The 19,010-nt window shown below is 69.4% G+C and carries 21 protein-coding genes; 7 read left to right on the forward strand and 14 right to left on the reverse strand.

Annotated elements, in window-relative coordinates; all coding sequences use genetic code 11:
* Positions 1-69 precede the first annotated feature (69 nt).
* Positions 70-789, forward strand: a complete 720-nt coding sequence (locus LOK44_RS13165; protein WP_237570426.1) for an Rv0361 family membrane protein — start codon at positions 70-72, stop codon at positions 787-789.
* A 7-nt stretch (positions 790-796) separates the two neighbouring features.
* On the opposite strand, the gene fbaA is transcribed toward LOK44_RS13165, so the two are convergent.
* Together fbaA and LOK44_RS13175 are read right to left on the reverse strand one after the other, a co-directional pair.
* Positions 797-1,834 carry a class II fructose-bisphosphate aldolase gene (gene fbaA, locus LOK44_RS13170; protein WP_237570427.1) on the reverse strand — a complete coding sequence of 346 codons (1,038 nt, stop codon included), beginning with the start codon at positions 1,832-1,834 and terminating at the stop codon, positions 797-799.
* A gap of 86 nt (positions 1,835-1,920) precedes the next feature.
* Positions 1,921-2,358 (reverse strand): ester cyclase, encoded by a 438-nt coding sequence (locus LOK44_RS13175; RefSeq protein ID WP_237570428.1) that lies wholly within the window; start codon positions 2,356-2,358, stop codon positions 1,921-1,923.
* A 36-nt stretch (positions 2,359-2,394) separates the two neighbouring features.
* Here LOK44_RS13175 and LOK44_RS13180 point away from each other — a divergent pair, with 36 nt between their 5' ends.
* From LOK44_RS13180 to LOK44_RS13190, 3 genes are read left to right on the forward strand one after another with little or no spacing between them, the layout of a single operon-like run.
* Positions 2,395-2,904 (forward strand): HD domain-containing protein, encoded by a 510-nt coding sequence (locus tag LOK44_RS13180; RefSeq protein ID WP_237570429.1) that lies wholly within the window; start codon positions 2,395-2,397, stop codon positions 2,902-2,904.
* 5 nt (positions 2,905-2,909) lie between these two features.
* Positions 2,910-3,566, forward strand: coding sequence for a DJ-1/PfpI family protein (locus LOK44_RS13185; protein WP_237570622.1), 657 nt, complete (start codon positions 2,910-2,912; stop codon positions 3,564-3,566).
* Positions 3,563-3,880, forward strand: a complete 318-nt coding sequence (locus tag LOK44_RS13190; protein ID WP_237570431.1) for a hypothetical protein — start codon at positions 3,563-3,565, stop codon at positions 3,878-3,880. The genes LOK44_RS13185 and LOK44_RS13190 overlap by 4 nt, the downstream gene beginning before the upstream one ends.
* On the opposite strand, the gene LOK44_RS13195 is transcribed toward LOK44_RS13190, so the two are convergent.
* Positions 3,870-4,883 (reverse strand): alcohol dehydrogenase catalytic domain-containing protein, encoded by a 1,014-nt coding sequence (locus LOK44_RS13195; RefSeq protein ID WP_237570433.1) that lies wholly within the window; start codon positions 4,881-4,883, stop codon positions 3,870-3,872. The genes LOK44_RS13190 and LOK44_RS13195 overlap by 11 nt on opposite strands.
* A 35-nt stretch (positions 4,884-4,918) precedes the next feature.
* Positions 4,919-5,443 (reverse strand): hypothetical protein, encoded by a 525-nt coding sequence (locus LOK44_RS13200; protein ID WP_237570434.1) that lies wholly within the window; start codon positions 5,441-5,443, stop codon positions 4,919-4,921.
* A 106-nt stretch (positions 5,444-5,549) separates the two neighbouring features.
* On the opposite strand from LOK44_RS13200, the gene LOK44_RS13205 reads away from it, so the two are divergent.
* The gene (locus LOK44_RS13205; protein ID WP_237570436.1) at positions 5,550-6,248 is read left to right on the forward strand and encodes a DedA family protein; all 699 of its coding nucleotides are present in this window, start codon (positions 5,550-5,552) and stop codon (positions 6,246-6,248) included.
* Here the strand turns inward: LOK44_RS13205 and LOK44_RS13210 are convergent.
* The 3 genes from LOK44_RS13210 to LOK44_RS13220 are packed head-to-tail and all read right to left on the reverse strand — an operon-like array spanning position 6,245 to position 9,319.
* Positions 6,245-7,165 carry an LLM class F420-dependent oxidoreductase gene (locus LOK44_RS13210; protein WP_237570437.1) on the reverse strand — a complete coding sequence of 307 codons (921 nt, stop codon included), beginning with the start codon at positions 7,163-7,165 and terminating at the stop codon, positions 6,245-6,247. The genes LOK44_RS13205 and LOK44_RS13210 overlap by 4 nt on opposite strands.
* A gap of 42 nt (positions 7,166-7,207) precedes the next feature.
* On the reverse strand, positions 7,208-8,290 hold the full coding sequence (locus LOK44_RS13215) for an NAD(P)H-dependent amine dehydrogenase family protein (RefSeq protein ID WP_308192739.1): 1,083 nt from the start codon (positions 8,288-8,290) through the stop codon (positions 7,208-7,210).
* 6 nt (positions 8,291-8,296) lie between these two features.
* Positions 8,297-9,319, reverse strand: coding sequence for an aromatic ring-hydroxylating dioxygenase subunit alpha (locus tag LOK44_RS13220; RefSeq protein WP_237570439.1), 1,023 nt, complete (start codon positions 9,317-9,319; stop codon positions 8,297-8,299).
* Between the two features lie 25 nt (positions 9,320-9,344).
* Between LOK44_RS13220 and LOK44_RS13225 the strand changes: the two genes are divergently transcribed.
* Positions 9,345-10,019, forward strand: a complete 675-nt coding sequence (locus LOK44_RS13225) for a TetR/AcrR family transcriptional regulator (RefSeq protein ID WP_372481236.1) — start codon at positions 9,345-9,347, stop codon at positions 10,017-10,019.
* Here LOK44_RS13225 and nhaA read toward each other — a convergent pair.
* Genes nhaA through ttfA form a run of 7 tightly spaced genes read right to left on the reverse strand, consistent with a single transcriptional unit; the run spans position 9,991 to position 18,156 of the window.
* Positions 9,991-11,850, reverse strand: coding sequence for a Na+/H+ antiporter NhaA (gene nhaA, locus LOK44_RS13230; RefSeq protein WP_237570441.1), 1,860 nt, complete (start codon positions 11,848-11,850; stop codon positions 9,991-9,993). The two genes, LOK44_RS13225 and nhaA, sit on opposite strands and share 29 nt — an antisense overlap.
* Positions 11,847-13,799, reverse strand: coding sequence for an acetoacetate--CoA ligase (locus tag LOK44_RS13235; RefSeq protein WP_237570442.1), 1,953 nt, complete (start codon positions 13,797-13,799; stop codon positions 11,847-11,849). Before LOK44_RS13235 ends, nhaA begins: the two co-directional genes overlap by 4 nt.
* Entirely contained in the window at positions 13,800-14,963 is a 1,164-nt protein-coding gene (locus tag LOK44_RS13240) for a glycoside hydrolase family 76 protein (RefSeq protein WP_237570444.1), read from the reverse strand.
* Positions 14,964-14,977: 14 nt separating this feature from the next.
* Positions 14,978-15,619, reverse strand: coding sequence for a TrmH family RNA methyltransferase (locus tag LOK44_RS13245; protein WP_237570445.1), 642 nt, complete (start codon positions 15,617-15,619; stop codon positions 14,978-14,980).
* The gene (locus LOK44_RS13250) at positions 15,612-16,511 is read right to left on the reverse strand and encodes a hypothetical protein (RefSeq protein ID WP_237570446.1); all 900 of its coding nucleotides are present in this window, start codon (positions 16,509-16,511) and stop codon (positions 15,612-15,614) included. The genes LOK44_RS13245 and LOK44_RS13250 overlap by 8 nt, the downstream gene beginning before the upstream one ends.
* Positions 16,512-16,514: 3 nt before the next feature.
* On the reverse strand, positions 16,515-17,291 hold the full coding sequence (locus LOK44_RS13255) for an SDR family NAD(P)-dependent oxidoreductase (RefSeq protein ID WP_237570448.1): 777 nt from the start codon (positions 17,289-17,291) through the stop codon (positions 16,515-16,517).
* A 49-nt stretch (positions 17,292-17,340) separates the two neighbouring features.
* Complete coding sequence (ttfA, locus tag LOK44_RS13260) at positions 17,341-18,156, reverse strand: trehalose monomycolate transport factor TtfA (protein WP_237570450.1); 816 nt, start codon at positions 18,154-18,156, stop codon at positions 17,341-17,343.
* A 109-nt stretch (positions 18,157-18,265) separates the two neighbouring features.
* On the opposite strand from ttfA, the gene LOK44_RS13265 reads away from it, so the two are divergent.
* Positions 18,266-18,943 (forward strand): SDR family NAD(P)-dependent oxidoreductase, encoded by a 678-nt coding sequence (locus tag LOK44_RS13265; RefSeq protein WP_237570451.1) that lies wholly within the window; start codon positions 18,266-18,268, stop codon positions 18,941-18,943.
* The last annotated feature ends 67 nt before the right edge of the window (positions 18,944-19,010 follow it).

Consider the following 19,010-nt stretch of genomic DNA (forward strand, 5'->3'; position numbering starts at 1 on the left):
GTCCGACGCGTGTGCCGGTGCAGGTGGATAAGCTCTGTTTGGACCGTTGCGAGGAGGACTGAGACTCACATGTCGAACCCATCGGGGCCCGACGAGAACGACCGCAGGGGGGCTGACGACGCCACGGATCCCGGCGAACGCCGCTTCACCGCGCCGTCGCCGTCCGACGCCGGCGAGACCCAGGTCATCGGCACCTTCGGCGAACCGGCCACCGAAGTGTTCTCGGCCGCGCAGTCACCGGCCGACCTCTCGGCGGCCTCGGCCTTCACCGAGCCGATCGCGCAGCAGAACGCCCCAGGCCCGCAGGTCATCCCTGGCCGCACCGACGTCCCGAAGCCACCGAAGTCCCGCCGGAGCTGGGGCTGGGTGATCGCCGTCCTGCTCGTCATCGCCGCCGTCGTCGCCGTCGCCATCCTCGGCACGATCCTGCTGACCCGCGACGACGAGGCGAAGGTGTCGCAGGAGGACCAGGTCCGCTCGACCATCCAGGACTTCGACACCGCGATCCAGAAGGGCGACCTGGCCACGCTGCGCAGCATCACGTGTGGCGACACCGCGGTCAGCTACGTGAACTACGACGACGCCAAGTGGAAGGACATCCACGCCAAGGTGGCCGCCGCCCGTCAGTATCCGGTGGTGGCGAGCATCGACGAGGTCGTCGTCAACGGGACGCACGCCGAGGCCAACGTGACGTCGTTCATGGCGTTCGACCCGGCCACCCGCTCGACGCGGAGCTTCGATCTGGAGTTCCGCGACGAGCAGTGGAAGGTGTGCCAAGCCCCGCAGTAATCAGTGATCAGCCTGCGGAGATGCTCTTGCCCGCGCTGTGCAGGTCGTTGCATGCCTCGACGACGCGCTCGGACATGCCGGCCTCGGCCTTCTTGAGGTAGCTGCGGGGGTCGTAGACCTTCTTGTTGCCGACCTCGCCGTCGATCTTCAGCACGCCGTCGTAGTTCGAGAACATGTGCGCGGCGATGGGCTTGGTGAACGCGTACTGGGTGTCGGTGTCGACGTTCATCTTCACGACGCCGTAGTTCAGCGAGTCCTCGATCTCCGACTTCAGCGAGCCGGAGCCGCCGTGGAAGACGAAGTCGAAGGGCTTGCTGCCGGGCGCCAGGCCGAGCTTGGCCGTCGCGACCTTCTGGCCCTGGTCGAGCACCTCGGGACGCAGCTTCACGTTGCCGGGCTTGTAGACGCCGTGCACGTTGCCGAACGTCGCGGCGAGCAGGTACTTGCCGTGCTCGCCGTGGCCCAGCGCGTCGATGGTCTTCTCGAAGTCCTCGGGCGTGGTGTAGAGCTTGTCGTTGATTTCGGCCTCGACGCCGTCCTCTTCGCCGCCGACCACGCCGATCTCGATCTCCAGAATGATCTTGGCCTCGGCCGCGAGCTTCAGCAGCTCCTTGGCGATCTCGAGGTTCTCGTCGATCGGGACTGCCGAGCCATCCCACATGTGCGACTGGAACAGCGGGTTCTGGCCGTTCTTGACGCGCTCGGCCGAGATGGCCAGAAGCGGCCGGACGTAGGAGTCCAGCTTGTCCTTCGGGCAGTGGTCGGTGTGCAGTGCCACCGAGATCGGGTACTTGGCGGCGACGACGTGCGCGAACTCGGCGAGCGCGACGGCGCCGGTGACCATGTCCTTGACACCGAGGCCCGAGCCGAATTCCGCACCGCCGGTGGAGAATTGGATGATCCCGTCACTGCCTGCGTCGGCGAAGCCCTTGATGGCGGCGTTGATGGACTCCGAGCCGACGCAGTTGATGGCCGGGAACGCGTAGGAGTTCTCCTTGGCTCGACCGAGCATCTCGGCGTAGACCTCGGGCGTGGCGATGGGCATGGCGTTGCTCCTCCTGGCGTTTCCGGCTCTTCAGACGTGTCAGAGCCAGTATCGCAAGAAGCTCGTCGCAGCGGCAGGCGGATGCGTCAGCGTGCCATCTGGGCGGCGACCGCCCGCACGTCCAGCAGCGACGACACCGCGACGATCCGCCCGTCCCGGAACTCGTAGAAGGCGTGTTCGGCGAACGTGATCGTCTCGCCCGTCGGCTCGAAACCCAGGAAGGTCCGTTCCGGCCTGCACCGGAACAGCAACCGGCAGGCCACGACGTCGCCCTCGGCGACCACGCGGTCCGCGACGAACCGAAGATCCGGGATCGTCCGCACGTCGTCCTCCAGCATGGCCCGGTATCCGCTCAACCCCAGCGGCCGGTCGTTGTGGGTCACGTCGTCGGCGACGAACTCCCCCAGGTCGTCCCACCTGCGCTCGTTCAGGCACTCGAGGTAGCGGTGGTATACGGCGGTCAACATCTCCTGGGGCATGACGTCCAGTGTCCAGATCCCGACGTACCGTGGCCATATGGCCACTGTCCGGACCGTGGCGTCTTCGACACGCTGGTTTCCATGACGAACCAGACCCGCGACACGATGGCGGCCGATGCAGCCGCCTGGGACCTCCCCGACTCCGACATCTGCTCGGCGGCAATGGCATTGACGCACGACGTCTCACCCGCGTTCCTCACCAACCACTGCGTCCGCAGCTACCTCTTCGGACGCGAACTCGCGGCGGCCAGGGGGCTACGGGGCAGTGCCGACTTCGACGACGAGGCACTGTTCCTGGCGTGCCTCCTGCACGACCTCGGCCTCACCGACTACGCCGACGGGTTCCAGAAGGGCGTACTCGCAGCCGGTTTCGCCGACCGGGTACACGCCAGCTGGCCACGCCACGATCTCGGTTTCGCCATCGCCCATTCGATTGCCGTTGGCACGCGCGCCAATCCGCTCAGGGCTCCACCCTTCTCGTTCCCCGCGCACCTGCACGAGGCGATCAACGGATCCTCCATCGCCTTCCTCGACGTCGTGGCCGACAACGGTTGGGGCGATCGGCCGCTGGCGAACACGACCATCCGATGACACCGATGCACGCGCAGATCGTGTTGTTCGACGGGTTCGACCCGCTGGACGTCGTCGCCCCCTTCGAAGTGCTCGTCGCCGGTAGCGACGCCGTCGGCGGCGAACTCGAGGTCGAACTGGTGTCGGCGGAGGGTCCCCGCGCGGTGGTCAGCGGCTCCCGCGGCCTGACGTTGCAGGCCGGCGCCCGCCTCGATCCGACCAAACCCGGCTACGTCATCGTGCCCGGCGCCGCGGGTCCGGTCGAGGGCGATCCCGACGAGGGCGTCGAGACCATCCCCGTGCTGCTCGCCCGCTTCGGCGAGACCGAGGCGGTGCGGCTCATCCGCCGTGCGTTCGAGGCCCCGGACGTCACGGTCGCCACGGTCTGCGGCGGGTCGCTGGCCTTGGCGATGGCCGGCCTGCTGGAGGGCAGGAACGCCAACACCCACTACCTCGGCGTCGACGTGCTGGAGGCCACCGGCGCAATCCCGGTGCGGGCCAGGGTCGTCGACGACGGCGACCTCGTCACCTCGGGCGGCGTGACATCGGGCCTCGACCTGGCACTGCACCTGCTCGACCGCAGCTATGGCCCACGCGTCGCGATCGCCGTCGAGGAACTGTTCGCCTACGAGCGGCGCGGCACGGTGTGGACGAACACCGGCCGGGAACCGAAGCCGACGTGACGGCCGGTGTCGTCGGCGAGTGGGACGTCGCCATCAAGACGCCCGTGGGTTCGCTGCACGTCGTGTACGACTTCGTCGAGCGCGACGGCCTCGTGACGGGCACCGCGACGGGCAAGGGTGAGACGGTGCCCCTGACCGACGTCGTCGTCGAGGGCGGGCGGGTCCGTTGGCGGCAGACGGTGACCAAGCCCATGCGCCTGAAACTGGAGTTCGACGTGGAGGTGGACGGCGACCGGCTCACCGGGCACTCCCGCGCCGGGCGCCTGCCGCGGTCGGTGGTCGCCGGGGTGCGCCGGGGCCCGACTAGACCGTGAGCACCATGCGGTAGCGCGCCCGACCGGAGTCCATCGCCGCGTACGCCTCGGCGGCTTCGGCCAGCGGCCGCTCCTCGATCATCGCCCGCACGCCGGTCTGGACGGCGAAGTGCATGGTCTCCTCGACGTCGCGCGAGGTGCCCGAGGGGTGGCCGGTGACCGACAGGCCCGAGTTGATCAGGTCCAGTGGGCTGATGGGCAGGTTGTCGGGTGTGACGCCGATGATGACGAGTTCGCCCTCGGGCCCCAGGCCGCCGATCGTCGCCGCCATCGCCTCGGAGTTGGCGGCGGTCGCCAGCACCACCGCGGCGCCGCCGAGCTTCTGCAGTTCGGCCGACACGTCGGTGGCATTGCTGTCGACGTAGTGGTGTGCGCCGAGGTCCTTCGCGTCCTGCGCCTTGCCCTCGCCGCGCGCGATCGCGACGGTCTCGAAGCCCATCGCGCGGGCGAACTGCACGCCCAGATGGCCGAGCCCACCCACGCCGAGCACGGCGACCAGGTCACCGGCCTTGGCTCGGGTGTTCCGCAATCCGTTGAACGTCGTCACGCCTGCGCAGCCCATCGGCGCGGCCTCGACGAACGAGAGCCCCTCTGGAATCCGGGCCAGCGCCGTCGCGGGCACGGTCGTCGACTCGGCGTACCCGCCCGGGTAGTGCCAGCTCGGCACCTGCATGCGCTCGCACTGCATGAACTTGCCCTTGCGACAGGGCATGCAGCGGTTGCAGTTTCCGCCGAACCACCCGACGGCGACCCGGTCGCCGACCGCGAAGTCCTCGACGCCGTCGCCAACCTCGGCGACCGTGCCCGCGATCTCGTGCCCAAGGGTGACCGGCCACGACAGCCCGGGGAAGCCTCCGTTGACGAAGGCGTGGTCGGTGCCGCACACCCCGCACGCCGACACCGCGATCCGCACGTGATCGCGCGGCGGCGAGGCGGTCTCGACGTCGGCGAGCGTCAGCGCTGCGCCTGCTGAGGGGACGTGAACGGCTTTGTGCGTCGGCATGAACCGAGCCTAGGAGAAACAAGGGGGTGGCGGGGTCACGACGGGATGAGAGGCGTGATCTTGGCGACGAGGTCGTTGGCCGCGGCGACGGACTGGTCGGGGCTCATGGACACCGGTGCCGCCACCTGGACCGAGTTGTAGCGGTTCCCGGCGGCGAACTCGACCGCGCCGGCCACTAGCCGCGTGCCGTTCGGTCCTGGCGTGCTCTCCACCTCCGGGAACCCCGGCTCGCCCAACGGCGGCAGTGTGTCGTCCGATGCGGTGCCCGGCGCGCCTATGTCGACGGTCACCGACTCGTAGGTGTCAGGGTTCTCCCACGTACAGGCCGACCGCCCACCGGCACCGCTGGGCACCCCGTCGACGGTGACGCCGATCAGCGCCCCCACTTCCTCGTTCGAGACCAACCCGCAGGCGTCGACCGCGGAGTCCTCGGCCTGGCCGCCGTCGGCCGATGCGGGCGCCGGACTGGCGGTGCCCGACTGCGGCGCAGACTCCGACGAGCCGCATCCGGCTCCCGCGATGAGTGCGACGGTGACGAGCAGGGTGGTGACGGCGTTCATGGTGACGACGCTATGGTCATCTCCAGCCCGTTGAATCGGGTGTTTCCCTATGTCGCGCGCTGCGCGTTTCGGGTCTCCTCATCAGCCGCCGGTATCTTGGTCTGCCATGACCACCACCACGCTGGCGTTGATGCCGGACTACATGGATCCGCTCAACCTCATCGGGTACTTCGGCGCGTGGGCGCTGGTCGGCATCCTGGTCGTGGTCTTCGTCGAATCCGGCGTGCTGTTCCCGATCCTGCCCGGCGACTCGCTGCTGTTCGTGGCGGGTATGCTGGCCGCCGGACACGCCGCCCAGGGCGCGGCCGCGAACACCAACTTCCAGCTGTGGCAGTTGCTGGTGTTCATCCCGCTGGCCGCGATCGCGGGCGGCCAGGTCGGCTATTGGATCGGCCGCAGCATCGGAACGTCGATGTTCAAGCCCAACGCCCGCTTCCTCAAGCAGAAGTACCTCGACGAGGCGCACCTGTTCTTCGAGCAGCGCGGCCCGTTCGCCATCGTCCTGGCCCGATTCGTCCCGATCGTGCGGACCCTGGCGCCCATCACTGCAGGCGCCGCGCGGATGAACTACGGCGCGTTCGCGTTCTGGAACATCCTCGGCGCGGTGATCTGGGGCGTCGGGCTCGTGCTGCTCGGCTTCTGGCTGGGCAGCTTCGAGATCGTGCAGAAGCTGCTCGAGCCGATCTTCATCGGGATCGTGCTGCTCTCGGTGCTCCCGATCTTCATCGAGTGGTTCAAGCGTCGCCGCGAGGCCCGCCGCAAGGGCGCGCTGCCCGGCGAGCCCGCCCCCGGCGAGGCCTTCTAGACCAGGTCCAGCTCGGAGGCCAGCTCCCGCAGCGCGGGCCGCGGATCCATCATCGGGTTGTCGCCGAGGACCTGCAGCACCACGTGGTCGGCGCCGGCGTCGAGGTGCGCCTTCACCGACGCGGCCGCGGCGGGCACCGAGCCCATCCCGACGATCGCCTTCGCGAGCCTGTCGGAGCCGCCGTGCACCAGATCGGACTCGTCGAAGCCCTGCCGCAGCCACGAGTTTCGGTAGTTGGGCAGGCCGCTGTAGACGTTGAGGTGCTGGTGCGCCCACTGCAGCTGCTCCTCGGGCGACCCGCCGACGGTGACGGCCTGCTCGGAGACGACCCACTTGTCCGGGCCGAGGATGTCGCGGGTGACGCGCGTCTGCTCGGGCAGCACCAGGTAGGGGTGTGCGCCATCGGCGTGCGTGCCGGACAACTCGATCATCTTCGGCCCGAGCGCGGCCAGCAGCCGCACCGGTCGACCGGAGCCGGGCTCGATCACCTCGGGGACCGCCGCCATCTTCTCGAGGTAGTCACGCATCGTGGCCAACGGCTTGGCGTACGTCTTGCCCATGCCGTGCTCGACGAGCGGGGCGTGGCTGACGCCGAGGCCGAGCATGAACCTCCGCGGGAACAGCGAGGTGATCGTGCGGGCACCGGTCTCGGCCGCCGACGGGATGCGCACGTGGATGTTGGCGATGCCGGTGCCGACCACCAGTCGCTCGGTGGAACTGAGGAAGGCCAGCGACTGGGTCAGGCACTCCTTGCCGGTGACCTCGGGGATGAACAACGAACCGAAGCCCAGCGATTCGATCTCCTGGGCCACCTCGATGGCGTCGGGCATCGCCCAGGTCTCGCTGGCCCACCACACGCCGATGCGGCTGGGGAAGTCGACGGGCGGACGAAGCGAACTGCTCGGTGAGTCGGTCACCCCCACGATGCTAGGCACCCCGCCGCGGCGGCCGGGCAGCGGCTACGTGACGAAGCGTCCCGCGAATCCGCGCAGGGGGAGGTCGGCGCTGGTGAGCAGTCCGGGTGGCGCAGCCACCACCGAGGCGAGCGCGTTGAGGGCGGGCAGGCCGGTCACCGTCATGCCGATCGAGGCGAAGTTCGCCGGATCCGACAGGTCCACACCGGGTTTCGGGAAGATCATGTGCTTGTTGTAGATGCACGGGTCACCCTTGATCTGCGTGATGTAGCAGCCCTTGATGTCCCAGCTGGGGTCCGTGTGCGGGGTCATCTGCCACTCGAGGTGGGTCTCGACGCGCGGCACGCCGTCGACCATGCCCTGGTACTTCAGGTAGTTGCCGCCCAGCGATCCCTTCGGCAGCTGGTACCAACCGAGGTCGACGTCCTTCGTGCACGCGCCGAGTTCGTAGCTGAACTTCACCTCGTCGAGTTCGAGGCCGAAGCAGTCGGCCATCATCAGCACGCTGTCGGCGAAGACTCGGGTGTACTTCTCGAGCTTGCCCGGGATCTCGGGGTCGTCGACGGGTTGGCCGTAGCCGACCTCGATCCACGTGTCCCTGCTGTGGTGACACGACACGTCGACGGACTCGATGGTCGTGACGTTCTCGATCTCGGCGACGTCGGCCGAGCAGACCACGCCGAGGATTTGGTTGACGCCCGGGTTCATGCCGGTGCCGTAGAACGTCGACCTGCCCTTCTCGCACGCCTCGCGCAGCAGCTGGCTGACCGGCTTGCCCGATGGGTGCGGGTGATTCGCGTCGCGGTGCCAGCCGGTGATCCAGTCGGCGGTGGTGACGACGTTGATCCCGGCTTCGAGCACCTGCACGTAGAGGTCCTCGTCGGGGAACACACCGTGGAAGGTCAGCACGTCGGGTTTGGCGGCGATGATCTCCTCGACGGTGCCGGTGGCGCGCACGCCCAGCGGCTCGACGCCGACGATCTCACCAGCGTCGCGCCCGACCTTCTCCGGTGTGTAGCAATGCAATCCGACGAGTTCGATGTCGCTGCGGTGCCGGATGCGCTTGATCATCTCGGAGCCGACGTTGCCCGTCGCCACCTGGAAGACGCGAACTGGTTTCGTGGTCACTGGCGGTCAGCCCTTCTGATCGGTGGCTAGGTCCGCGGCGTTGCCGCCGCGGCCGTCGGGATAGAACTGCATGGCCCACTTGCGAATTGCGGTGAAGCCCTCGTATTCCGACGTGGAGAGCGCTGGCGGATCCGAATAGCGCTGGTGGCTCCAGATGTGAACGTCCTGGGCGAACTGCCGGATGACCTCGTTGCCGAAGTCGACGGCCTTCGCCTCGTGTCGGGGACTGCTCTTGCCGGGCGTCCGCCCGATGTACACCATGAACCGGACGTCGGAGGTGCGGTCGTCGACCGGGGTGATCGCCGAGATGGTGCGGTTGTCGACCATCCCCCAGCTCTTGGTGACCGCGATGCCGAGCCCGCCGTTGATCGCCTCGACGCCGCTGCGCACGTCGTCGATGCTCTGGTCCTCGTCGCCCTCGAAGGTGATCGTGAAGTCGACGCGAGACACGGGTTCGGCGAAGTCGTGGCGCGTGAACACCGGCACGATCGGCGTTTCGTGCACGTACTTGAAGTGCGCGAAGTCGACGCCGTTCTCGAGCACGTACTGCGGATGCATCTCCAGCGCTTCGCGATACAGGCGCTGCTGCGGGTAGTAGTCGGCGGCACTGCTGCCGTCGGCGAAGCTGGCGAACACGTCGGGTGCGTCGAAGAACGGCTCGCGGCCCTCGACGTCGTGCCAGACGTAGATGGCCTCGTTGCGCTCGGCGACCGGGTAGGTGCGCATCCGGCGTCCGCGGTTGGGCCTTGGCTCGTAGGGGATGCAGACGTTGCGGCCCTCGTCGTTCCACTGCCAGCCGTGGAAGGGGCACTGAATGACCTCGCCGACGACGTGGCCGCCGAACCCGAGGTGCGCACCGAGGTGTTCGCAGTAGGCGTTCATGACGGTGACCCGGCCGGACTCCGACCGCCACGCCACCATCTCGGTGTCGAAGTACTTCATCGCGTGGACGGCGCCGACCTCGACCTGATCCGACCACGCGACCTGGAACCAGCCGGTCGGCTTCATCGAGAGCGGCGGTTTGGCCATGTCGACAAGAATCACAGAGCCCTCTATGATTCGTCAAGTGGCCGAACCGATGACGCCTACGACCGCGCCACGCCGCACCAACCGCCGCGGCCAGGCGACCCGCGACGCGATGCTCGATGCGGCGCTGCGCGCTCTGGCCACCGGCGACGTCGCCGCAGCGTCGGCCAACCGGATCGCCAAGGACGCCGGCGCCACGTGGGGCGCGGTGAAGTACCAGTTCGGCGACATCGACGGGCTTTGGGCCGCAGTGCTGCAGCGCACCGCGGAACGTCGCGGCCAGCTCGAACCCGCGCACTTCGCCCGGGCACTCACCTCGACGGCGGCGCCCGAGGCGCCGCTGAGCGAGCGCGTCGCCGCGATCATCGACGTGCTGTTCGACGGGCTGTCGGCACCCGACTCACGCGCCATCGAGACGTTGCGGGCCGCCCTCCCCCGCGACGGCGCGGAACTCGAGCGGGTCTACCCACGGACCTCTGCCGAGCTGCAGTCGTGGGGCCGCAGCTGGATCGAGGCATGCCAGACCGCGTTCGCCGACGTCGACGTCGACCCGGAACGGGTGCGCGAGGTCGCGTCGTTCATCCCGGGCGCCATGCGCGGCCTGGTCTCCGAACGCCAACTGGGTTCGTACTACGACCTGGACCTGGCCCGGCGGGGCCTGACCGGTGCGATCGTCACCTACCTGCAGCACTCTCGGAGCTAGTCGACTCGGGGCTCGTCTCCTCAAGCGCCCGGATGAGGCTGGCCGCGTCGAACGGACCCTTGTGCCGCCTGCCGTTGACGAAGAACGTCGGCGTGGAGTTCAGGTCCATCAACTCGGCGTCCTGCGCGTCGTCGAGCACGCGGTGCAGCACCTTCGAGCCGTGCAGGTCCTCATCGAATCTGGCGATGTCGCAACCGACTCCGTCGGCGTAGCGGTAGATGTGCTCCCACTCCAGGTAGTCCTGGAACTCGAACATCCGGATGGCCATGTCGAAGAAGTGGCCCTGCATGGCCGCCGCCTCACTCGCCCGGGCGGCGTCCATCGACCGTGGATGCACCCGCTCCAGCGGGAGGTGGCGCCACACGTACCGCAGGCGGTCGCCAAAGTACTCGCGCACCTCGTCGATCGATCCGGTGGCGCGGCTGCAGAACGGGCACTCGAAGTCGCCGTACTCGACCAGTGTCAGCGGCGCGTCCGGGTTGCCGCGCAAATGGTCCCGCGCGGGATCGACGTCGCGAAGGAGCTTGGCGCCCACGGCTACCGGCGGGCTCAGCCGATCGGTGACCCGGAACGTCACCCAGCCGAGCGCGAACGCCAGCACCGAGGCGGCCAGCACGCCGACGCGGGCCTGATCCTGCTTCACCGGGTCGGTGATCGCGATGTCGACGATGAACAGCGAGATGGTGAACCCTATACCGGACAGCGCCGCACCACCGGCGATGCGGCGCAGCGTCAGCCCAGGCGCCAGCGCTCCGACGCCGGATGCGCGCACGGCAGCGGTCGCCGCGGTGATCCCGACGAACTTGCCGACCACCAGACCGGCGATCACACCCCACGTCAGGGGTGAGCGCATCGCCTCGGAGATCGTGTTGCCGTCCAAGTGCACACCGGCATTGGCGAGCGCGAAGAGCGGCAGGACGAGGTAGGACACGTACGGTCCGAAGTCGGTCTGCAACCGCTCGTTGATCGAGATCGAGTCGCGCAGGCTCCGCGTCGCCGCCCTGGCGTACTCCGAGTTCGGCGACTGCCGGAACGCCCGGATGACCTCCGCGGCTTCCTCGACCCGTCCGCGGTCGGGGGTGAACACCGGGATCAACAGCGCCACGGCCACGCCGGCGAGCGTCGGGTGCACGCCGCCGGCGAACAGCGACAGCCACAGACCCACGGCCAGCACGAAGTACGCCGGGCCGCGGCCGCGCGGCAGCAGCCGGACCGCGGTGAGGGCGCCGAGGAGTACGACGGCGGCCACCAGCGGCCAGACCCGAATCTCGTCCGAGTAGAACAGCGCGATCACGATCAGCGCACCGACGTCGTCGACCACGGCCAGCGTGAGCAGGAAGGTGCGCAGTCGCGCAGGGTATTTCGGCCCGATGATGGCCAGCGCGCCGACCAGGAACGCCGTGTCCGTCGAGATGACCACGCCCCACGCCCTGGCGTCCTCACCGCTGGGGTTGAGCACCAGGAACACCACGGCGGGCAGGATCAGCCCGGCGATCGCCGCGAGCACCGGCACTGCCGCGCGCGACCGGTCGGTCAGCTCGCCGATCGTGAACTGGCTCTTGACCTCCAGGCCGACGATGAAGAAGAAGAACGTCATCAGGGCGTCGTTCACCAGGTGCTTGACCGTGAGTTCGGCGTGCATGCTGCCGAACGTCAGCCCGACGTGGGTATCCCAGAAGCCGGCGTAGGTGTGCGCCCACGGCGAGTTCGCCCAGACCACCGCGAGCACCGTGAACACCAGCAGCAGCGCTGCAGCGGAGTTCTCGCCGCTGCGGGCCGCGGTGGGGTCGCGTCCGAACCGGCTGGGCCGGGATGGGGCCTGCTCGGTCACGCTCGGGCGTGGTCGGCGAACACGTCCAGCAGGTCGGGCCGGTCCACGGCGCTCGGGGTCAGCACGTCGGACGGCTTCGCGCCCTGCAGGATTCGCTTGATCGGTATCTCGAGCCGCTTGCCCGTCATCGTCCGCGGGATGCCGGGTACGACGATGACCTCGTCGGGCACGTGCCGGGGTGACGCGCCCGTCTTTATCGCGGTGACGATCCTGCCCCGCAGCTCGTCGTCGTACTCGACGCCGTCGGCGAGCGCGACGAACAGCGGCATCCAGTAGCCGCCGTCGTCGAGTTCGCATCCCACCACCAGGCAGTCGCGCACCTCGGGGAGCCCCTCGACGGCGTTGTAGATCTCGGCACTGCCCATCCGGACGCCCATCCGGTTCAGCGTGGCATCCGAACGGCCATGCACCACAACGGACTTGCGGTCGGTGATCGTGATCCAGTCGCCGTGGCACCAAGTGCCCGGGTACTTGTCGAAGTAGGCCTTGCGGTACTTCTCGCCGTCGTCGTCGTTCCAGAAGAACACCGGCATCGACGGCATGGGAGCCGTGATCACCAGTTCACCGGCCTCCTCGGTGACCGACTTGCCGCCGTCGCCCCATGCCTCGATGGCCGCGCCGAGGCAGAGCACGTTGAGTTCGCCTGCCCGGATCGGTACCAGCGGGCTCCCGCCGATGAACGCGGTGACGACGTCGGTGCCGCCACTGGCCGACACCACTGGGACCGGGCGTCCGATGCCCTCCTGGATCCAGCGGTAGCCCGACGCGGGCAACGGCGACCCGGTGGATCCCACCGCGCGCAGTGCCGTGAGGTCGTACGCCTGACCGGGCCGGAGGTCCTCCTTGGCGCACGCCAGCCAATACCCAGCGCCCGCGCCAAGGACGGTCGTACCGCTCTCGGCGGCGACCTGCCACAGGTAGTCGGTGCGCTGGAAGGTCGGGCTGCCGTCGTAGAGCACGATTGTCGAGCCCACCAACAGGCCGCCCACCAGCAGGTTCCACATCATCCAGCTGGTCGACGACTGCCAGAAGAAGCGGTCCTCCGGCGTCATGTCGAGGTGCAGACCCAGGTACTTGAGGTGTTCGAGCACCACGCCGCCGTGCCCGTGCACGATGCCCTTCGGCGTGCCGGTGGTGCCCGAGGAGAACAGCACCCACAGCGGATGACCGAATGGCACCTGCGTGATCTCCAGTGGCGCGTCGGCCTCGAGGACCGCCGACCATGGAACGGTGTCCTCCGGCGGCGTCGTGCCCAACCGCGGCACCAGCACCGTTGCCCGCAGCGTCGGCAGCTGCGAGCGGATCGTCGCGAGTTCGGCGCTGCGATCGACGTGCTTGCCGTTGTAGACCGACCCGTCGCTGGCCACGAGCACGGTCGGTTCGAGCTGAGCCAGCCTGGCGACGACGCCCGCGGGTGAGACGTCCTGGTTGCACACCGCCCAGGTGGCACCGACGGTTGCGGCGCCGAGGAACGCGACGACGGCCTCGCCGACGTTCGGCAGGTAGCCGACGACGCGGTCCCCCGGCACGACGCCGACCCGGCGCAGGTAGTTCGCGAACGACGCCGTCTCGCTGCGCAGCCGCTCCCACGACCATTCGGTCGAACCGTCCTCGCCGGCCACGACCATGGCGGGCCGGTCAGCGGTCTCGTGCCGGAAGACCTCGGTGGCGTAGTTCAGCGTCACGCCCGGAAACCATTGCGCCCCAGGCATGTCGGAGTCGACGAGCACGGAATCGGGACGCTGCGTCGAGCGGACGTCGTAGAAGTGCCACACCGCCTCCCAGAACCAGGCGACGTCGCGCACCGACGCCGCCCACAGGTCCTGGTAGTCGGTGAACTCGCCGCGACCGGTCTCCCCGAGCCACGCCATGAAGCGGGTCAGGTTGGCACGGGCGATCGTGTCCTCGTCGGGGGTCCAGCTTCCGGTCAGCTCGTCGGCGAGCGTCATCTACGCCTCTTCCTCCTGTACGGGATCGGGAACGTCAGGGCCAGTGGGACCGTGGGGCTCGCGTTCGTCGCTGAGCGTATGCGCAGCCTCCATCAGCATCCAGCCGGACAGCTGCACCGACAGGTCGCGCTCGGGGATCTCCGACGCGTTCACGGCGCCCTCGACGAACTCCGCGTCCTTGCCTGCCGCCGTCGGCACCTCGGCGTTGCGGTCCCAGAACGCGCCGAACAGCGGCAGCCCGTCGACGGTCTGGCGGTACTCCCACGCCGACCGCGCCGAGGCGAGGACCAGGTCGCGCGCGATCGTGCGCGTCTCTGCGTCGGCGGGATCGTTGTCGGGCAGCGTCGTGGCGACCAGCGCCAGGTAGCGCGCCGTGACGCCGTGGAACAGGCCACCGTCGCCGCCGCCCGCGCCCTTGAGCACCCCGTCGGGCGCCATGTGGTCGCGCACCGCCCGGACCAGCCTGCCCACCCGCTGCGCGTGGTGCTCGTCGTCGGTGCGCGCGGCCAGCTCGGTCTCCAGTCCCAGCACGACGCCCTGGCAGTACGTGTACTGCGCGCGCACCAGCGAGCCGCCCTTGATCCCGTCGAACACCAGGTGCGTGTCGGGGTCGATCAGCGTCTCGTCGATCCAGTCGGCCATCTGCTGGGCGCGGCGCAGCCGGTCGTCATAGCGGGCGAGGAAGATGCCCGCGGGGCCGTTGGCGGGGGCGTTGAAGAACTGATCCTGCTTGCGCCACGGGATGCCGCCGCCGTCCTCGGGCACCCAGGAGTTCAGGAACTGGTCGGCCAGCGTCGCCAGTGCCTTCGGCCGCTCGACTCCGGTCAGCCTGCCTGCCCGCTCCAGAGCCAGTGCGAGCCAAGCCATGTCGTCGTAGTAATCGTTGGTCCAGCGCAGGTTGTTGCGCAGCCGTTGGCCGCGGATCTGGCGCTCCATGCGCTGCAGACGCTCCGGCTGCGGGTCGCGCACCTGGGCGTCGACCAGGCAGTCGAGCAGGTGCGCCTGCCACCAGTAGTGCCAGGTGCCGAACCTCGAGTGCTTGCGTTCGCCGGGCCAGGCGACCACGCCCAGCTGGGTTCCCGGCAGCCCCCACAGCTTGCGCAGGTGGCGCTTGGTGATGGCGGCTTCGGCGCTTTCGGCGCGGTTGGCCCAGAGCTGATCCATACGTCGATCCTGCCCTACCAGGCCTGGCCGAGGTCGGCGTGTTGCGCGATCCAGGCGTGCATCGCGATGCCTGCGGCGACGGCAGCGTTCATGCTGCGGGTCGAGCCGAACTGGGCGATCGACACCGTCTTCGCCGCACCCGTCCGCGTGTCGTCGGTGATGCCCGGCCCCTCCTGCCCGAAGACCATCAGGCACTCCCGCGGCAAGGTCGTGTGCTCCAGCGGCACGGCACCGGGCACGTTGTCGACGGCGATCACCGTCAGCCCTGCTGCGGCGGCGAAGTCGAGCAGCGCGGCAGTGGTGTCGTGGTGCTCGAGACGCTGATAGCGATCGGTGACCATCGCCCCGCGCCGGTTCCACCGGCGGCGGCCGACGATGTGCACGGTGTGCACCGCGAAGGCGTTGGCGGTCCGCACTACCGCGCCGATGTTCGCGTCGTTGCCGAAGTTCTCGATGGCGACGTGCAGCGGGTGCCTGCGTCGGTCGATGTCGGCGACGATCGCCTCGCGCGTCCAATACCGGTAGGCGTCGACGACGTTACGAGTGTCGCCCTCGCGCAGCAACTTTGGATCGAAACGCGGGTCTTCGGGGACGTCACCCACCCAGGGCCCGACGCCTGGTGCGGCGCCCCACTCGGTCGGGCCCGGTTCAGTCACGTGGTTGGGTCCAGAGCGCGGCGTGGGTCCCGATCACCGACACCGTCGGGAAGAGCAGCGCGGCGTTGATCTCGCCCTGGGTGCACAGCGACGCACGCACGGCGACGGCGTCGAGCGCGGCGTCGGGTAGCACCAGCACCGACGACCCGTACACGTCGCACGCGTGCGACAGCCCGGGTGCGGGCAGCGTCGGTGCCACGACGACCATCAGCGGTCCGCCGCGAGCGAGCGACTCGTCGCGGTATCGCGCTGCGAGACCGTCGATCTGGAGGCCAAGCAGCATGTATCCCTTGCCCTGGAACGCCGCAGGATCACCGAGCGCAGTCGGGTCGATCATGGCGCCGTCGGCGCGGAAGCCGTCGGCGCTCGATGACTGCAGGCGCAGGCCGGTGTCGTTCTCGTTGGTCGGCGTCAGACCCACGGGGAACGCGGCCGGGTAGGCGACGGTGGTGCCCGCGATGCGGTCCTGCGGCGAATACGCGTAGACGCCGCGCACCTGGCTCTGGTCGCGCAGTGGCCCGAGGCAGACGGTTCCGGTGATCGTGTCGGGCGTCGCGGTCGCGGGCCGGATGTCGAGGTTGGTGATGTCGGCGCAGCCACCAACCGCGTTGGCCTCGATCGGGTGGGCCAGCGCCCCGTAGAGCCCGAACCGGATGGCCTCGGGCTTGGTCCGCGGCGCGGCGGGATCCGAGGGTGCGGCGTCGACGTCGACGAGTACGTGGTCGCCGTCGAAGCGCAGGTTCGTCACCGACAGGTTCCAGCCCAGGATCGCCTGCGATTCACCGATCTCCGCGGTGGTCGCGCCGTAGGGCGCGGGTTGGTCGGCATCGCCGGAGCAGCCCGACAGCACGAGGGCCAGCACGCAGGCCATCGACAGTGCGAGTGCCCTCACCACTCAGGTCCGCCCACGGCCGCGGCCCACCACCTTGGTCAGGGAGCGCACCAGGCTGCGCGGGATCATCCGTCCGCCGGTGGTGAGCGCCTTGTACTGCAGACCGGGCACGATCACCACCTCACCCTTGGCGACGCCTGCGAGGGTGTCGCGCACGACGTCGTCGACCTCGAGCCAGAGGAAGCTCGGGGTGCCCGCCATGTCGATGCCCGCCCGCTCGTGGAACTCGGTGCGCACGAAGCCGGGGCACAGCGCGTGCACGCCAACGCCGGTGCCGCCGAGGCCGTTGGCCAGGCCCTCGGAGAACGAGATGACCCACGCCTTCGACGCCGAGTACGTCGAGCCGCGGCCTGGCAGCAGACCGGCGACGCTGGCGACGTTGACGACGGTGCCGCTGCCCTTGGCAAGCATCGGCGGCAGCGCGGCGTGCGTCAGGTGCATGACCGCCGTGACGTTGACGTCGAGCTGGGATTGCAGTGCGGTCAGGTCGGCGGTCCAGAATTCGCCGGAGGTGCCGAAGCCCGCGTTGTTGATCAGGACGTCGACGCCCGCGGCCAGCCGGTCGGCGACCTTGGCGCGGTCGTCCGCGACGGCGAGGTCGGCGGGCAGCACCTCGACGCGGGCGCCTGCCTCGTCGCGCAGTTCTGCGGCGAGTCGCTCGAGGCGTTCGACGTCACGGGCGACGAGGACCAGGTCGTGACCGTCGGTGGCGTACCGGCGGGCGAAGCCTGCGCCCAGCCCGGCGGTGGGACCGGTGATCAGTGCGACGGGACGTGACATGCCCGACACGGTACCCAGTGCTCGATCAGGTCAGGTTCGGTGATCCGACCTAGCGGTGATAGTTCGCCGACTGCCTGCCGTTGCGGGCAGGCGGGCGCTGCTGGGTGAAGCGGGCGACGTCGACGCGACCGGCGGGAGCATCGCCCCGGCCGGGCGGCAGTTCGGCGGGATGCGACGGGGCGAACGGCCGTCCGGGGGCGGCACCGCCGCGGCGGGCGGTCTGGGCCTGGCCGGCCACGGCGCCCTGGCCCGGCTGGGGAACCGGCGGGAGCACGCGGAGCAGGTCGTTGAACTGGCGGACGGTCAGCAGACCCTCGTCCCACTGGGCGCGGGTGCTGCCGACCGGCATGGCGACGAGCGTCCAGTTCTGCTCGTTCCACATGATCTCGGCGCAGTCGGGCGCGGCGTGGGCGAACGTGACCATGCGGCGGTCGCAGGCGCGGCGGGCGGCGTCGAGGTTGGTCGAGTAGACCATCCGCGGGCCGATCGCGCCGAGCAGCCACATGTCGCTCTCGCGGGGTTCCTTGATGTCCTTGAGCCGGACGTCGACGACGACGTTCGTACCGACCTTGCGGTGCAGCGCGATGACCGTCGCCACGTCCTCGAGGTCGAAGATGAACACGGCCTCGCCGCGGATCTGGCCGAGTACCACGTTCTTGGCGGGCACGTCGCCGACGGTGGACATCACGCCGCGCTTCCAGCGCTTGACGATGTCGCCGGACTCCTCTTCGAAGTCGAAGCCGTGCGACTTGGCCCAGGACTTGCGCCGACGGCCCAGCCCGCGCCGACGGTCGATGTCGACGTACAGCAACACGGCCGCACCCACGAAGCAGAGTGCGGACAGCGTGAACCAGAGGGGAACCATTGCCCCCAGCCTACTTGCTTGGGCCGCCGATGCCAGAACTCGAACAGGTCACAACCCCGTCACGGCCACTTCGGCGGCGGCGGGCCTGCGCGCACGGATACTGACAGTCGTGACCGACCTGTCTGGAAAGGCCTACCTCGTCGTCGGGGCCAGCGGCGCGCTCGGCTCCCGGGTGGCCCGGTCGCTGGCGAGCAGCGGCGCCGCGCTCACCCTGACCGGTCGCAGCGACGACACGCTGACCGGGCTGGGCATCGACGGAGCGCACGTCATCGCGGCCGATCTGCGTGCGCCGGATGTGCCGCAGTCGCTGGTCGCCGCCGCCGTCGAGCAGCACGGGCACCTCGACGGCGTGGTGATCGCGGCCGGTGTCGTGGCCTTCGGCGCGGTGACCGACATCGACGACGACACCGTCGACGACCTGGTGCTCGTCGACTTCCTCGCGCCCGTGCGGATCATCCGCGCGGCGCTGCCGGTGCTGGAGCGGGGCGGCGTGATCCTCAACGTCAGCGCGGTCGTGGCGGAGAAGCCCATGCCCAACATGGCCGTCTACTCCGCGGTGAAGGCCGCGGCTGCCGCGCTGCTCACCGCCGTGCGCACCGAGGCGCGGCGACGCAAGGTCCGCGTCGTCGACGTCCGCCCGCCGCACACCGAGACGGGGCTGGCCGGCCGGGCGATCGCCGGCGACCCGCCGAAGCTGCCCGAGGGACTCGATCCCGACGCCGTCGCGGCGCGCATCGTCGAGGCGCTGCTCGGTGACGAGACCGACGTGCCCAGCACCGCGTTCTAACCGCCAGCAGACGCAAAATCCCCTCATTCGCGCGGAATGAGGGGATTTTGTGTCTGCTCGGCGGGAG

The organism is Mycolicibacterium lacusdiani (assembly GCF_021916785.1).
GTDB lineage: Bacteria > Actinomycetota > Actinomycetes > Mycobacteriales > Mycobacteriaceae > Mycobacterium > Mycobacterium lacusdiani.